10 protein-coding genes and 1 tRNA gene are annotated in these 15,283 nt (G+C 66.8%); 7 read left to right on the forward strand and 4 right to left on the reverse strand.

Annotated elements, in window-relative coordinates; all coding sequences use genetic code 11:
* The first annotated feature begins 50 nt into the window (after nucleotides 1-50).
* The 5 genes from lon (at nucleotide 51) to ASE78_RS05940 (ending at nucleotide 7,953) form a co-directional block, all read left to right on the forward strand.
* The gene (lon, locus tag ASE78_RS05920) at nucleotides 51-2,531 is read left to right on the forward strand and encodes an endopeptidase La (protein WP_055755980.1); all 2,481 of its coding nucleotides are present in this window, start codon (nucleotides 51-53) and stop codon (nucleotides 2,529-2,531) included.
* A gap of 184 nt (nucleotides 2,532-2,715) precedes the next feature.
* On the forward strand, nucleotides 2,716-2,988 hold the full coding sequence (locus tag ASE78_RS05925) for an HU family DNA-binding protein (protein WP_055755983.1): 273 nt from the start codon (nucleotides 2,716-2,718) through the stop codon (nucleotides 2,986-2,988).
* Nucleotides 2,989-3,039: 51 nt separating this feature from the next.
* Nucleotides 3,040-3,114, forward strand: a tRNA-Val gene (locus tag ASE78_RS05930).
* 270 nt (nucleotides 3,115-3,384) lie between these two features.
* On the forward strand, nucleotides 3,385-5,022 hold the full coding sequence (locus ASE78_RS05935) for a hypothetical protein (protein WP_056494467.1): 1,638 nt from the start codon (nucleotides 3,385-3,387) through the stop codon (nucleotides 5,020-5,022).
* 105 nt (nucleotides 5,023-5,127) lie between these two features.
* Nucleotides 5,128-7,953 carry a TonB-dependent receptor domain-containing protein gene (locus ASE78_RS05940; RefSeq protein ID WP_056494470.1) on the forward strand — a complete coding sequence of 942 codons (2,826 nt, stop codon included), beginning with the start codon at nucleotides 5,128-5,130 and terminating at the stop codon, nucleotides 7,951-7,953.
* A 5-nt stretch (nucleotides 7,954-7,958) separates the two neighbouring features.
* Here the strand turns inward: ASE78_RS05940 and ASE78_RS05945 are convergent, their stop codons facing one another.
* Nucleotides 7,959-9,368: a PLP-dependent aminotransferase family protein gene (locus ASE78_RS05945; RefSeq protein ID WP_056494473.1), complete on the reverse strand. Its 1,410-nt coding sequence runs from the start codon at nucleotides 9,366-9,368 to the stop codon at nucleotides 7,959-7,961.
* A 110-nt stretch (nucleotides 9,369-9,478) separates the two neighbouring features.
* On the opposite strand from ASE78_RS05945, the gene ASE78_RS05950 reads away from it, so the two are divergent.
* Nucleotides 9,479-10,321 (forward strand): PhzF family phenazine biosynthesis protein, encoded by an 843-nt coding sequence (locus ASE78_RS05950; RefSeq protein ID WP_056494477.1) that lies wholly within the window; start codon nucleotides 9,479-9,481, stop codon nucleotides 10,319-10,321.
* On the forward strand, nucleotides 10,321-10,956 hold the full coding sequence (locus ASE78_RS05955) for a DJ-1/PfpI family protein (RefSeq protein WP_056494479.1): 636 nt from the start codon (nucleotides 10,321-10,323) through the stop codon (nucleotides 10,954-10,956). Before ASE78_RS05950 ends, ASE78_RS05955 begins: the two co-directional genes overlap by 1 nt.
* Here ASE78_RS05955 and ASE78_RS05960 read toward each other — a convergent pair.
* From ASE78_RS05960 to ASE78_RS05970, 3 genes are all read right to left on the reverse strand, one after another.
* On the reverse strand, nucleotides 10,932-11,921 hold the full coding sequence (locus tag ASE78_RS05960; protein ID WP_056494482.1) for a FecR family protein: 990 nt from the start codon (nucleotides 11,919-11,921) through the stop codon (nucleotides 10,932-10,934). The two genes, ASE78_RS05955 and ASE78_RS05960, sit on opposite strands and share 25 nt — an antisense overlap.
* Nucleotides 11,918-12,409: a sigma-70 family RNA polymerase sigma factor gene (locus tag ASE78_RS05965; protein WP_056494485.1), complete on the reverse strand. Its 492-nt coding sequence runs from the start codon at nucleotides 12,407-12,409 to the stop codon at nucleotides 11,918-11,920. The genes ASE78_RS05960 and ASE78_RS05965 overlap by 4 nt, the downstream gene beginning before the upstream one ends.
* Before the next feature lie 147 nt (nucleotides 12,410-12,556).
* Nucleotides 12,557-15,274: a TonB-dependent receptor gene (locus tag ASE78_RS05970; protein WP_056494487.1), complete on the reverse strand. Its 2,718-nt coding sequence runs from the start codon at nucleotides 15,272-15,274 to the stop codon at nucleotides 12,557-12,559.
* Between the last annotated feature and the right edge of the window lie 9 nt (nucleotides 15,275-15,283).

The following is a 15,283-nucleotide window of genomic DNA, read 5'->3' on the forward strand; positions in this document are numbered from 1 at the left end:
CACCATATAGTGTCATGGATCCGGCAGGGTGGCCGGGTCGTGGAGTCTGCATGTCGAAGATCGATCCTGTTCCTGCCCCATCACTGACGCTGCCGGTGTTGCCGCTGCGCGACATCGTCGTCTTTCCGCACATGATCGTGCCGTTGTTCGTCGGTCGCGACAAGTCGGTCGCTGCGCTCGAAGCGGCGATGGCGGGATCGAAGGAGATTTTCCTCGTCGCCCAGCTCGATCCGGGCGAGGACGATCCGGCGCGCGAGGACCTGTACGATGTCGGCGTGTCGGCCGAGGTCATGCAGATGCTTAAGCTGCCCGACGGCACCGTCCGGGTGCTGGTGTCGGGCAAGCGCCGCGCGACGCTGACCTCGCTGGAGACGGTCGACAATCATCTGGTCGCGACGATCGATCTGGCGGCGGACGATGACACGACGCTGGAGGACGCGGCCGAGGGTGTGGACGAGCGTGTCGAAGCGGCCGTCGCCAATCCGAGTGCCGAGCTGAAGGCACTGATGCGCTCGGTCGTCGATCAGTTCGAGAATTACGCCAAGCTCAACAAGAAGCTTCCGGCAGAAACCGCGACGCAACTGGCCGAGCTGGAGGACCCGTCACGGCTGGCCGATGCGGTCGCGGGCAATATCGCGGTCAAGGTGGCGGACAAGCAGGCGCTGCTGGTCGAGGCCGATCCGCACAAGCGGCTGGAAATGGTGTTCGCCTTCATGGAAGGCGAGCTGGGCGTGCTCCAGGTCGAGAAGAAGATCCGCAGCCGCGTGAAGCGGCAGATGGAGAAGACCCAGCGCGAATATTATCTGAACGAGCAGTTGAAGGCGATCCAGCGCGAACTCGGCAACGAGGGCGAGGATGGCGACGGCGACGAGATCGCCGAGCTGACGCAGAAGATCGCGACGCTGAAACTCAGCAAGGAAGCGCGGACCAAGGCGACGTCGGAGCTCAAGAAGCTCAAGACGATGGCGCCGATGAGCGCCGAGGCGACCGTCGTGCGCAACTATCTCGACGTGCTGCTCGGATTGCCATGGGGCAAGAAGTCGAAGCTCAAGAAGGACATCGCCGTCGCGCAGAGCGTGCTCGACGAGGACCATTATGCGCTGGAGAAGGTCAAGGACCGGATCGTCGAATATCTGGCGGTGCAGGCGCGGACCAACAAGCTCAAGGGTCCGATCCTGTGCCTCGTCGGCCCGCCCGGCGTCGGCAAGACCAGTCTGGGCAAGTCGATCGCCAAGGCCACGGGCCGCGAGTTCATCCGCCAGTCGCTGGGCGGCGTGCGCGACGAGGCCGAGATTCGCGGCCATCGCCGGACCTATATCGGGTCGCTGCCGGGCAAGATCGTCACCAATTTGAAGAAGGCCGGCGCGTCCAACCCGCTGTTCCTGCTCGATGAGATCGACAAGCTGGGTCAGGATTTCCGTGGCGATCCGGCATCTGCGCTGCTCGAGGTGCTCGATCCCGAACAGAATGCGAAGTTCAACGATCACTATCTGGAGATCGACATCGATCTGTCGGACGTGATGTTCGTGTGCACCGCGAACACGCTGAACCTTCCGCAGCCGCTGCTCGACCGGATGGAGATCATCCGGCTGGAGGGCTATACCGAGGACGAGAAGGTCGAGATCGCCGAGCGCCATCTGGTCGCCAAGCAGGTCGATGCCCATGGTCTGAAGCCCGGCGAGTTCGAGCTGACCGAGGGGGCGTTGCGCGACCTGTTGCGTTATTACACGCGCGAAGCCGGTGTCCGCACGCTGGAGCGCGAGATCGCCAAGCTGGCGCGCAAGGCGCTGCGGCGTATCCTCGAAGGCAAGGCGACGTCGGTCACGGTGACGCCCGACAACCTCGCCGAGTTCGCCGGGGTGCGGAAGTATCGCTTCGGCGTGGGTGAGGAGGAGCATCAGATCGGCGGCGTCACCGGGCTGGCATGGACCGAGGTCGGTGGCGAACTGCTGACGATCGAGAGCGTGACCGTGCCGGGCAAGGGCGGGGTCAAGACGACCGGCAAGCTCGGCGACGTGATGAAGGAATCGGTCGAGGCGGCGTGGAGCTACGTCAAGGCGCGCTCGCCCGGGTATGGCATCAAGCCCAGCCTGTTCCACCGCAAGGACGTGCATATCCACCTGCCCGAAGGGGCGGTGCCGAAGGATGGTCCGTCGGCGGGCATCGGTCTCGTCACCTCGATCGTCTCGACCTTGACCGGCGTGCCGGTGCGGCGCGAGGTCGCGATGACCGGGGAGGTGACGCTGCGCGGACGGGTGCTGCCGATCGGCGGCTTGAAGGAAAAGCTGCTCGCGGCGCTGCGCGGTGGGATCAAGACGGTGCTGATCCCGGCCGAGAACGAGAAGGATCTGGCCGAGATTCCGGCGAACGTCCTGCGCGGGCTGGAGATCGTGCCGGTCGCGCATGTCGATGAGGTGTTGCGGCTGGCGCTCACCGAACCGCTGGTCGCGATCGATTGGAGCGAAGCCGACGATCTGGCCGCGCAACCGCCGCAGCCGGTGCCCGGGATCGGCGAATCGCGGCCGCATTGACCGGCAGGACGGTGGCAGGGGCGGCGTTCCCTGCCACCGTTCGTCGCATTCGGCGGCCCGTGACTGCGTTGCATTCCTGGTGGTTGCGAAACTCCCGCCATTTTGCTTTGACACCCGGCGGTGAAGCGGCCTTATTGCCGCGTTCGAGTGTACCGGTATTTTTAAATCAAGGGGTTTCGTCGGGATGAACAAGCAGGAGCTGATCGGACAGGTCGCCGACCATTCGGGACTGACCCGTGGCGACGCGATGAAGGCGGTCGAAGCCGTGTTCGACGTCATCTCCGCCGCGCTCAAAAAGGGCGATGAAGTCCGCCTCGTCGGGTTCGGCACCTTTTCGGTGTCGCGGCGCAAGGCATCGACCGGTCGCAACCCGCGCACTGGCGAACCGATGACGATCAAGGCATCGTCGCAGCCGAAGTTCAAGGCCGGCAAGGGCCTCAAGGATTCGGTGAATTAAGCGCTGGACAGCGGTTATCAGTCGGCCTAGAGGGCCGTCCTCCGGGTTTCCGGGCGCGTAGCTCAGCGGTAGAGCACACCCTTCACACGGGTGGGGTCACAGGTTCAATCCCTGTCGCGCCCACCAGATCAACGGCCGTCCGGCCCGCACGACCTTCCAACGAAGGCGGCGGGCGGGGCGGCCGTTTCTGATTCCGGTGCGCTTCGCGGTCGGACACGGCTGGTTGTAATAATTACGCCATCATTTCTACGTCGAACCGTCATCGAAACAGCACGCAAGAGTCATGCGCCGCGCCTAACGGGCGGGTCGTGGGTCGGCCAAAGGGGGAAACCTTGGACGATCGCCGGGTCAAAGAGCCCGCAGCAACGATCAACCACGTTTCGGGAGTTCACGGTGATGGCCAACAGCAAGCGCTTCGGCTTTATTCTTTTGGCGACGACGGCCAGCGCCGCGCTGGCAGGGTGCAGCGGCGCCGACGGCGTTGCCTCGCCGGGTGCGGGCAGCGTGAACATCACCGTTCCGGCACCGGCCCCCACGCCGACGCCGACCCCCGCCGCGACGCCGTCGGCGATCACCGCCGCGCAGTTCGCGACGGCGACGACCGTCAACGGCATCAGCATCACCCCCGACGAACAGCTCGCCATCGTCAACGCCGGCACCAACAACAACGTCAGCGGCATCGGTTCGGTGCTGAATGGCCTGTATCCGGTCGCCAACGCCTCGGCGACGACCGCGACCGACCCGTCGACGATCAACAGCTTCTTCACCAGCACCAACTACGTCGGCGCGCTCAACGGCCCGTCGGACACCGCCTTCCAGGGCTGGACCTGCAACGCGCCGGGCATCGACTTCGGCGGCAGCGCCACGTCGTGCTCGTCGACGACCGCGCTCGCCAACTACATCGGCACCTCGGCCGAGGCATCGGCCGCAGTCTGCCCGACCGGTACGATCGACGACGGTCTGGTGCAGGCGCGCAAGGCGTGCCGCATTCCGCAGACCATCACCAGCAACCTGACCCTGACGCGCGTCCCCGGCGTCTTCTATCGCCTGCGCGGCCAGACCGAAGTCGGCACCGATCTCGGCTCGACTGGCGGCACCGGCGCGACGCTGACGATCGAACCGGGTGTCGTCGTGCTGAACGACGCGAGCGAGGCGACCAACGACCTGCTGCTCGTCAACCGCGGTTCGCGCCTGAACGCGATCGGCACCCGCGCGCTGCCGATCATCTTCTCGGGCCAATTCAACATCGGCGGCAACAACAACTTCGGTGACGGTTCGCAAGGGTTGTGGGGCGGCATCATCCTGCTCGGCCGCGCCGCGACCGGCGTCTGCGCCGCCGGCACCGGTCCGAACAACGCCGACGGGTCGTCGACGACCTGCCAGCAGGCGATCGAGGGCGTGACCGGCCGCTTCTACGGCGGCCCGACCGCGACCGACAGTTCGGGCCAGATGTCCTACGTCCAGATCCGCTATTCGGGCATCGCGATCAGCGACGGCAACGAGTTGCAGGGCCTGACGCTGGGCGGCACCGGCTCGGGCACCGTGCTCGACCATATCCAGAGCCACAATTCGGCCGACGACGGCGTCGAGATCTTCGGCGGCACCACCAATGCGAAGTATATCGCGATCACCGGGGCCGACGACGATGGCTTCGACATCGACAACGGGTATCGCGGCTTCATGCAGTTCATGATCGCGGTGCAGCGCGCGTCGGGCGCGACCAGCGACTCGTTCTCGACCGAGATCGATTCGAACAACAACGAAGACCTGCTGCCGCGTACCTACAGCACCTATGCGAACTTCACCTTCATCCAGACGGCATCGGCCCCGGCCGCCATCCGTCAGCGGGGCGGGTCGGACATGCGCTATGTCAACGGCATCGTGAAGTCGCCGTCGGGCGTGCCCTGCCTCAACCTGATCGCAGGCGAAACCAGCGCGACGGACCGTTCGACGATCCGCGCCGCCGACACGACCAAGCAGGATGCCGGCCCGCCGGTGTTCAGCTCGGTCTATTTCGCCTGCTCGGGCCGCTGATCCGCCCGAGCGTCGCTATCCAGCGATGACACGCCGATGCCGGGGCGGGCCACTACGCCCGCCCCGGCATTCGTCTTTCAAGAATTCCTTGTTGGAGCCCCGGTCATGCAGCACCGTCGCGCCTATGCTACTCTTCTTCTCCTGACGTCGCAGTTGGTCGCGCCGGCCGTGCTCGCGCAGACCGCCGCTCCCAGCGCACCCGCCCCGGCACCGGCGACCGCACCGCCGGTGCAGACCGGCACGCAGCCCGATGCGAACCAGCCGGGGTCTACGATCGACCCGGCGACCGGTGCCGAAACTGCCGTCGAGGTGTCCTCGCCCGGCTTCGATCAGGACACGGCCGAGGAAATCGTCGTCGTCGGCCGCAACATCCCCAACGTCGTGCGCGCCACGCCGCAGGTCGTCTCGGTCCTGTCCGAAGCCGACATCGCCCGCACCGGCGACGGCGATATTGCCGGCGCGCTGACCCGCGTGACCGGCCTGTCGGTCGTCGGCGGCGGTTTCGTCTATGTCCGTGGTCTCGGCGATCGCTACTCGTCGTCGCTGCTTAACGGATCGCCGTTGCCCAGCCCCGAGCCGCTGCGCCGCTCGGTCCCACTCGACATCTTCCCGACCTCGATCGTCGGATCGGCGATGGTCCAGAAGACCTATTCGGTCAATTTCCCCGGCGAATTCGGCGGCGGCGTCATCAACCTGACGTCGAAGGCGATCCCAACCAAGAATTTCGTGTCGATCGGCGGATCGATCAGCGCCGACACGGTCACGACCAGCGAGCTGGGCTATACCTATGCCGGCGGCAAGGCCGACTGGACCGGGTTCGACGACGGCACGCGCGGCGTGCCGGACTTCATCCGCAACGCCGACAAGGGCACCGGCCTGATCCCGGTCGATCAGGTCGCCCGCCTGTCGAACGCGCGTACCACGCTGCTCCAGACCAACAACCAGTTGCCGGCCAACTTCTCGGGCGAAATCTCGGGCGGCTCGGTCTATGACATCGGCAGCGACCGCCTCGGCCTGATCGGGTCGGTCGGCCTGTCGAACACGTTCCGCACCCGCGACGCGATCCAGCAGGACACCGTCAGCGAGAACGGCAACATCCGCAACGATTTCCGCACGGTGCTGACCGACAACCGGGTCGTCGCCAACGCGCTGCTCGGCGTCGGCTATCAGTTCGCCGACAGCACGGTCCGCTGGACCAACGTCTATATTCACGACACGCTGAAGCAGGGCCGCCTGTCGGCCGCCGAACAATATAACAACCCGAGCGGCCTGCGCGTCCAGCAGAACACCAACTGGTTCGAACGCCAGCTCATCGAAACCCAGTTGGTCGGCGAATTCAAGCTGACCGACGCGCTGAAGTTCGATGCGCGCGGGGCCTTCGCCAATTCGAAGCGCAACGCACCCTATGAGCGCCAGTTCGACTATCTGTGTTCGAACCGCACGACCAACGGCCTGTCGATCACCACGCAGGGCGCGCCGGTATCGTCGCGCTTCAACTGCAACGGCGCCTATCAGGTCACGCAGCGTTTCTCGCCGTTCGCCAGCGTCGTGTTCAGCGAGCTGAACGAAGACCTGTACACCGGCCAGGCCGACCTGTCGTACAAGCTCCCGACCGACCGGCCGATCACGCTGTCTACCGGTTATTTCTACTCGGACACCAGCCGCAACTCGCGCCGTCTCCAGTTCAATTACCAGACGAGCCAGGGGGCGGGCACCGCGCCGGGCTTCCCCAACAACCTGCTGCGGCCCGATTATCTGCTGGGTCCCGACTCGCTTTACAATGCGTGCCCGTTGCAGGGGGCAGGGCGCTGCACGATCGAGTTGCAGTTCAACACGCCGCTGGGTGCCTATGCTTATGATGCGGGGCTGCTGATCCATGCCGGCTATGTGCAGGGTGAGGCTGAACTGGCCGACGGCCTGCGCGGCGTCGTCGGCGTGCGGTACGAAACGGCGAAGGAAACGGTGACGCCGGTCGATGTCGCGCCGACGATACTCGATAATGATTACTGGCTGCCGGCGCTCACGCTGACCTACAACTTCACCAACAACATGCAACTTCGCCTGAGCGGCTCCAAGACGATCTCACGCCCCCAGTTCCGCGAACTTGCCGCGCAACAGTTCCGCGATCCCGATTCGGATCGCCTGTTCTTCGGCAACCCGTTCCTGGCCGACACCCAGCTCTATAACGGCGAAGCACGGTACGAATGGTTCTTCGGTCGCGATCAGCGGCTGACGCTGGCCGGCTTCTACAAGCGGATCGACAATCCGATCGAGCAGGTCGGCTTCTACACCGGGTCGGACGACCGGTTGCAGACCGGCTTCACCAATCTGCCCAAGGCGACGCTGTATGGCGGCGAGTTCGAGATGCAGAAATACTTCCCGCTCGATTTCATCGATGGCGGGTTCTTCGCCACGCGCCGCGCACTGGTGCTGGTGAACTATACCTACACCAAATCGTCGATCACCGCCGATGCGACCTGCGTGCCGAACGTGCTGGGCCAGCGTCTCGCGCCCTGCACCGCGGCGGGCTTCGGTCCCGCCGAGTTGCAGTTCCGCGACGGCGCACCGCTGACCGGCCAGTCGGACCATCTGGTCAACGTCCAGCTCGGCCTTGAGGACACGGCGACGCTCTCGCAGCTTACCCTGCTGTTCAACTATGCCAGCGACCGCGTGACCAATCGTGGCCCGGCCAACCTGTCGGGCGTCGGCTTCCAGCCCGACATCATCGAGCGTCCGGGCATCCGCCTCGACATCGTCGGGCGGCAAGGTTTCGAGATCGCCGGCGCCAAGCTGGAGGTGAAGGCCGAAGCGCGCAACCTGACGGGAACGCGCTTCACCGAAGGGCAGACGTTCGACGGCGGGAACATGGTGTATATCAACCGCTACGATCAGGGGCGGATTTTCTCGCTGGGCGTCACGGCGGCGTTCTGAATGATCTACAGGCCGGGAGTCTGATCGCTCCCGGCCTGACGCAGAATGTCCGACAGACGATCGTCGTCGCTGCGCGCCACGTTGAACCGCATGTGATCGCGCCATCCCCCGCCGGTGCTGAACACCGGCCCCGGGGCCAGCACGATCCCCTGCGCCACCGCACGCCGCGCGAGATCGACGGCGTCGACCCCGTCCGGCAACCGTGCCCACAGGAAGATGCCGACGGCCGGTTCGATCCACGGTTCGACGCCGACCGCGCGCAACCGCGTGACTACCCGCGCGGTCGCCCGGGCGAGGCGGGTTCGCACCCCCTCGACATGGCGGCGATAGCTGCCATCGGTCAGCACCGCATGCAGCAGGTCGGCGGCTAGCGGGCTGCCGGCCACCGAGGTGGCGATGCGCAGGTCGGCCAGCCCCTCGATCCAGTCGGGTCGCGCCGCGATATGGCCACAGCGCACCGCCGCCGACAGCGATTTGGAAAAACTGCCGATACGGATCGTCCGGTCGAGCCCGTCGAACGCCGCGAGGCGTGGTGCCGGGGCATGTTCGAAATCGACGAAGATGTCGTCCTCGACGATGACCATGTCGTGCGTCTCGGCGATCTTGAGCAGCCGGTGCGCGGTCGGCGCGCCGAGCGTCGCCCCGGTCGGGTTATGCACGCCCGAGTTGGTCAGGTAGAAACGCGGCCGATGCGTCGCGGCCGCGGCTGCGAAAGCGGTGACGTCCGGCCCGGTCGAGGTCATCGGCACGCCGATCACCGTGGCGCGGTGCGCGCGCAGCAGCGCTAGGAAGTTGAAATAACAGGGATCGTCGACGATCACCGTATCGCCGGGCTGGAGCAGGAAGCGGCAGACCAAGTCGAGCGCGTGCGTGCCACTGTCGGTCAGCAGTATCCGGTCGGGGCCGGCGTCGATCCCCTGATCGGCCATGCGCCGGGCCAGCAGCGCACGCAGCGGGAGCGAGCCGAGCGGCGAGGCATAGCCCGACAGCGCGCCATCGCCACCACCACGGGCGGCACCGCGCATCGCCTTGCGCAGCGCGTCGCCCGCCAGCCAGTCGTCGGGCAGCCAGCCACAGCCGGGCATCGGATCGTGCCGCTGCTCGCCCAGCGACTGGCGCAGCATCCACAGCGGATCGACCTCGCGTTCCGATACGGGGGCGATCCGGCCGAGCGCGAGCGGGGCCAGTGGTGCTGCGACATAGAAGCCCGATCCCGGCCGCGACCGGATCATGCCTTCGGCCGCCAGCCGGTCATAGGCGTCGACCACCGTCGAGCGCGCGACCCCGCTCGCCTCCGCCATCGCCCGGATCGACGGGAGCCGTGCGCCGGGGGTGAGCGTGCGCGCCTCGATCCGATCGCGGATCGTGCGGACCACTCGGCTGGTGCGGGTTTCGTCGGGGGAAATAGTCGCCATTGTGCTGCCGGTGTCGCCAATACAGTTCGACGCGATCGTACCGATGCGTGTCTGTCGACGCCAGTCGGCGCGCGATAGGACGAGCCCGCATCCGCAGGAGATCCACGACCATGACCCGCCCGTTCCATCTCGTCGACGTGTTCGGCACCGGCCCGCTGACCGGCAACCCGCTGGCGGTCATCGCCGATGCCGAAGGGCTGTCGGGCGAGGAGATGCAGGCGATCGCCGGCTGGCTGAACTTTTCGGAGACGACCTTCCTGTTGGCGCCGACCGATCCGGCGGCGGACTATCGCGTCCGCATTTTCACCATGGCGCACGAACTGCCCTTTGCGGGGCATCCCACGCTGGGCAGCGTGCATGCTTGGCTGGCGGCGGGCGGGCGGCGGAAGCAGGAGGGGACGATCGTGCAGCAATGTGGCGTCGGGCTGGTGACGATCCGGCAGGGGGGCGACAGTCTCGCCTTCGCTGCCCCGCCGCTGTTGCGCGGCGGCACTCCGACCGAAGCGGAGATCGCCGAGGTGGCGACGCTGCTGCGGATCGACCGCGCGGCGATCGTCGATGCGGCATGGGCGGACAATGGTCCGGGCTGGATCGCCGTCCTGCTCGAATCGGCCGACGCGGTGCTGGCGGTCGAACCGGCACGCCACCATCCCGAGCATATCGACATCGGTATCGTCGGCCCGCATGCGCCCGGCGCGGAAAGCGCGTTCGAGCTGCGCGCCTTCTTCACCGACGCGCATGGCGGGCTGATCGAGGACCCCGTGACCGGCAGCCTCAACGCCTCGGTCGGGCAGTGGCTGTTCGCCAGCGGCCGGGTGAGCGGCAGCTATATCGCCGCGCAGGGCACACGGCTGGGGCGGACCGGACGCATCCATGTGTCGCAGGACGCCAGCGGACAAGTGTGGGTCGCGGGCACCACGCGGACGCTGTTCACCGGGCGGATGCAGCGCTGATGCAGGTCGCGATCCTGACCTTCGACGGCTTCAACGAACTGGATTCGTTCGTGGCCGCCGCGATCCTCAATCGCCTGCGCCCGCACGGCTGGGCGGCGCACATCACTTCGCCGGACGAAAGCGTGACGTCGATGAACGGCGTCACCGTTCATCGCCAGCGCCCGATCACATTCGTGGAGGAAGCCGATGCGGTGCTGATCGGCAGTGGTATCCGCACCCGTGAGATCGCCGCCGATGCGGGCCTGCTTGCGCGGCTTAGGCTCGATCCGACGCGGCAGTTGATCGCGGCGCAATGTTCGGGGACGCTGCTGCTGGCCAAGCTCGGACTGATCGGCGACCTGCCGGCGTGTACCGATCTGACGACGAAGCCATGGGTGGTGGAGGCGGGCGTCACCGTCATCGACGCGCCGTTCGCCGCGCATGGCAATGTCGCGACGGCGGGCGGCTGCCTTGCCGCACCCTATCTCGCCGCATGGATGATCGCGCGCCTCGGCTCGACCGCCATGGCGCGCGAGGCACTGCACTATGTCGCGCCAGTCGGGGAGAAGGCCCGGTTCGCGGATCACGCCATGGCGGTCATCGGCGCAGCGCGGGCGGGCGATGACCTCGCCTATCGTACATCGCACCGTGGGTAGCGGGCGGACGTCAGGCACAGCCCTCCGCTTCGCCGGTCGACGGACAGATCGAACAGCGACGCGATCAGCGCGACCGAGCGGTCGGGCGTATCGAGCGGGAAGCGGCCACTGACGCTGAGCCGTCCAAGCATCGGGTCGGCGAGCCGTATCGGCGTGACGCTATAGCGTTGCAGCCGCGCGACGGCGGTGGCGAGCGGGATGGCGTCGCCATCGATCCATGCGCCGCGCCAGCTCATCCGGTCGGCATCGCCCAACCGATGGAGCAGGATGCCGCCGTCGCGAACGCTGGCATAGCGTCCCGCCTCGACCACCACCGGCTCGCTGCCGGGTACGTCGAGCCGGACGCGGCCGCGAAAGACCCGCAGCTCGCTGCCCCCCGGCAGTCGTTCGGCGCTGAAACTGGTGCCGAGCGCGGTCATTGTCGCATCGCCGGTGTTCACGCGAAACGGTCGCGTGCCGTCGTGGCGGACGTCGAAGCGCGCCGCCCCCGTGGCGAGCGACAGGTCGCGCCCGCCGCTGCCGAAGGCGATGGTGATGCGGGATGCGGCATCGAGCGTCATCGCCGATCCATCGGGGAGCATCACCGCGCGCCGCTCGGCGATCACGCTGGCATAGTCCCGCCGGTCAACGGGGCCGGGGGCGACCGCCCGCCAGCCGAGTGGCACCGCGACGACCACCAGCGCCGCCGCCGCGGCGATGGTGAGCCTCCGCCGCAACCGGGTGCCGACCGCACGTCCCCGCCAGCGCGCCCGGCGGGGTGCCGCTGCCGGCGGCAGGGCGGGCTCGCTCGCCACCGCATCGAACAGGGCCGGATCGCCCAGCAGGCGACGGAACCGGTCGAACGCGACGGCATGATCGGGCGACTCCGCCAGCCACGCGCGCAGTTCGGCACGGCCGGCGGCGTCCAGCGTTTCGGCGCGATCGGACCAGTCGGCGGCGATCGCCAGCACCCCATCGGCGATCATTGCCCAAGGTCCAGTGCGTCGGCGACAGCGGCAAGATCGATCATCGCGCGGACGAGGTGCTTCTTCACCGCTTCGATCCCCATGCCCAGCTCCTCGGCGATCTCGCCGCGCGACTTGCCCTCGATATGGCGTTTGACGAACACCGTGCGGCGCTGCGCGGGCAGGGTGGCGAGGACGGTTTCGAACCGGGCCAGCCGTTGCCGGTAATCCAGCGTGGCATCGGGCAGCGGCGCGGCGCAGACCAGGTCGGGATCGACGGGCTCGCCCGCCCGCCCGTCGCGCCGGGCACCGGCATAGACGACCGAATCTGCCACGCGGAACGCATAGGCGAGCGGTTGCTCGATCGCCTGTCGCCGGTCCTGTTCGATGACGCGCAGCATAGTTTCCTGCACTACCTCCTCCGCCTGATCGGGATCGCGCAGCCGTTTGCGGGCATAGGCGAGCAGCCGGGCATAGCCCGCCGTCAGCGCCGCCGCCGTGCCGCTCACGCGCGCGTCCCCTGCCCGTAGAGCGGGCGGCACCGGGATCGGGGACATCGTGGGGGCACAGGTGGCGGCACGCCGGTCCTTTATCGCGTGGCGGCACGCGGGCAACGACAATCGGGCGGGACCGCCGCAGCGGCCCCGCCCGGGTATTCAGAAGGTGACGCGCACCCCGCCGAGGACGGTCGCACCGGAATGGGTCGACACGTACAGGCGCTTCATCGAGTCCGAATATTGCCGTTCGCGCTGATCGGTCAGGTTGATGCCGTCGAGCGTCAACTGCATTCCCGGCACGATGGTATAGCGCGCCGAGAAATCGACATAGAAGGTGCTCTCATAGCCGGTGATGTCCTGATCCTTGCCCAACGTGCTGAACACTGGCGACGCGCTGAAGACATAGGGGCTGCGATAATTGCCCGAGACGCGCGCGTTGAAACGATCGTCCTGATAATAGAGTGTCGCATTGGCGTTGACCCGACTCAATCCCTCCAGCGTCGTCCGCGTGCTGCCGGGGATGATCGTCGCATAGTCGAACTTGGAATCGATCAGCGTCAGGTTCAGCACCGTGCCCAGATGATCGAACGGCGCGGGCAGGAACGTGAAGTCGCTCTGCCCCGACAGTTCCAGACCGGTGATGTCGGTCTTGCCGATGTTCACCGGCCGGCTGAACGAGGCGACGTTGGTCGTGTCGGTCAATCCGGGCAGCAGGCTGGTCGGCAGGCCGGTGGTGCCGAAGGCGACGTTGTTGATCGTCCGGTTGGTGATGAACCCGTCGAGCTTCTTGTGGAACAGCGCGGCGGCGACATAGCCGACCTTGCCGAAATAGCGTTCGATTGACAGGTCGAGGTCGGTCGAGCGATAGGGCCGCAGGTTCGGATTGCCGATCGATACCGTCACTTCGCCATTGTCGCGCGCCACGCTGCCGTTCACCGCCAGCGATCCGAGGCCCGGCCGGTTGATGTTGCGTGCGGCGGCGGCCCGGACGATCAGCCCGCGTGCCGGTTCGACGACGAGGTTCATCGCCGGCAACACGCCGTCATAGTCGCCGCGCACTGTCACCTGTCCGACATTGGCGACACCCGACGAGATCACGTCGGTACGGTAATAGCGGAACCCGGCATTGCCGCGGAACGGCAGCGCGCCGAGCATCTGGTCCCAGTCATATTGCACGAAGCCCGCGCCGGTGCGTTCCTCGACAGTGAAGACGTTCTGGCGCGTGCCGAGATAATCGGCGCGGTTGACGCCCAGCGCCTGCAATGCCTTGGCATAATCGACGACGGTCCAGTCCTGTCCGGGATAGTCGCGATAGGTGCGGGCATAGGCGGCGATGTTCGAGCTGACCGCGCCCGACCGGAATTGCGGCAGCAGCACATTGTCGACGCCCTGACCATAGCCGCCGTTGCCGAACCGGCGCCATTCGCCGCCGACGCTGATCGTGCCGCCGGGCATCACGTCCCAGCCAAGCGAACCCTTGGCATTGTCGAACGCCGAATCCTGATAGCTGGCGCCGATGTTGATGTTGCGCGCGTGCCAGCGCTTGGCATCGGCGGTGTCGTATTTGTAGGTGTTGACCAGCGAATAGGTGCCGCCGCGATAGTCGGACACTACGTCGCCATAGGTTTCGAGGTAGAATTTGTCGCTGAGGGGGATCGAGAAGCGCGACCGCTCGACACCGCCCAGCGCGGTCAGCCGGACGCCCGGTGCCACTTCGGCGTCGCCGCTCAGCACCAGTTGCCTGAACACGTTCTTCGTGTCCTGCCGCCGCGTCTCGGTCGCGGTGTTCGCGCCGCTGACGTCGAGGTACACGACCTCGCGCTGGTCGTTATACTGGAGCGCGTTGATGGTGGCGTTGGGATAGGTGACGCCGGCAAAGGTGCCGCCGCCGCCCAGCCACGTCGAACCGCCACCACCGCGCGAGGCCAGATGGGTTTCGAACCGGTCGCCGCTGAACCGGCCGTACAGACCGTCGAGCGTCACCGTAGCGTTCGGCATCGGCTTCCACTGGATCGATCCGGTCAGGCCGATCCGCTCCTGCGTGCTGTCCCATACCGACAGGCGATTGCCCCGCGCGAACCGCAGCGTGCCCGATCGCACCGCCGCCTGATCCTCGGCCGATAATTTGGCGATGTTGCTGCCGGCGGCGTTGTTCAGCCGCCAGCGATAGGTGTCGAATCCTTCCTCGCGCGTCTGGCGCCGGCTGTACGCCCCCGACAGCAGGATGCCGACATCGCCCCAGTTCTGCGACACCAGCGCGGTGAAGCGCGGCTGCACGTCGCGGGTCAGGCTGTTGGTGCCGATCTGTCCGCCGATGGCCGCGCGAAAGCCCTTGTTGTCGAACGGTCGCGCGCTGAACAGCCCGACGGTTCCGGCGAGCCCGCCCTCGGTCTGGTCGGCGGCATAGGATTTGCGGACGTCGACCCGGCTGAACAGTTCGGCGGCGAACAGGTTGAAATCGAACGCGCGGTCGCGGGTCGTCTGTCCCCGGCTGTCCTGCGGCGAATCGACGTTGCCCAGCACTTCCATGCCGTTCAGTTGCACCCGCGCGAAATCGGGGCCGAGGCCGCGCAGGCTGATCCGGCGTCCTTCGCCCGCCTCGCGGTTGATCGCGACGCCGGGCAGGCGTTGCAGCGCTTCGGCGAGGTTCAGATCGGGGAAAGCGGCGATGTCGGTCGCGGCGATCGAATCCTGAATGCCGGTCGCGCGACGCTTCATATCGCGCGCCTGCGCCAGCCCGGTGCGATAGCCGCTGACGACGATCTCGTCGGCGGCACCCGTGTCGGTCGTATCGCCCGGCGCGACCTGCGCCAGCGCCGGTTGCGCGCACAGGATCAGCGCGGTGGATGCCATCCACCGCCAGCTATTGTTCTGCATGAAAATTCC

It is taken from the genome of Sphingomonas sp. Leaf25 (assembly GCF_001421635.1).
Taxonomy (GTDB): Bacteria; Pseudomonadota; Alphaproteobacteria; order Sphingomonadales; family Sphingomonadaceae; genus Sphingomonas.

Coding starts and splice junctions, on each gene's coding strand:
- lon (WP_055755980.1), top strand. CDS start 51: ATGTCGAAGATCGATCCTGTTCCTGCCCCATCACTGACGCTGCCGGTG.
- ASE78_RS05925 (WP_055755983.1), top strand. CDS start 2,716: ATGAACAAGCAGGAGCTGATCGGACAGGTCGCCGACCATTCGGGACTG.
- ASE78_RS05935 (WP_056494467.1), top strand. CDS start 3,385: ATGGCCAACAGCAAGCGCTTCGGCTTTATTCTTTTGGCGACGACGGCC.
- ASE78_RS05940 (WP_056494470.1), top strand. CDS start 5,128: ATGCAGCACCGTCGCGCCTATGCTACTCTTCTTCTCCTGACGTCGCAG.
- ASE78_RS05945 (WP_056494473.1), bottom strand. CDS start 9,368: ATGGCGACTATTTCCCCCGACGAAACCCGCACCAGCCGAGTGGTCCGC.
- ASE78_RS05950 (WP_056494477.1), top strand. CDS start 9,479: ATGACCCGCCCGTTCCATCTCGTCGACGTGTTCGGCACCGGCCCGCTG.
- ASE78_RS05955 (WP_056494479.1), top strand. CDS start 10,321: ATGCAGGTCGCGATCCTGACCTTCGACGGCTTCAACGAACTGGATTCG.
- ASE78_RS05960 (WP_056494482.1), bottom strand. CDS start 11,921: ATGATCGCCGATGGGGTGCTGGCGATCGCCGCCGACTGGTCCGATCGC.
- ASE78_RS05970 (WP_056494487.1), bottom strand. CDS start 15,274: ATGCAGAACAATAGCTGGCGGTGGATGGCATCCACCGCGCTGATCCTG.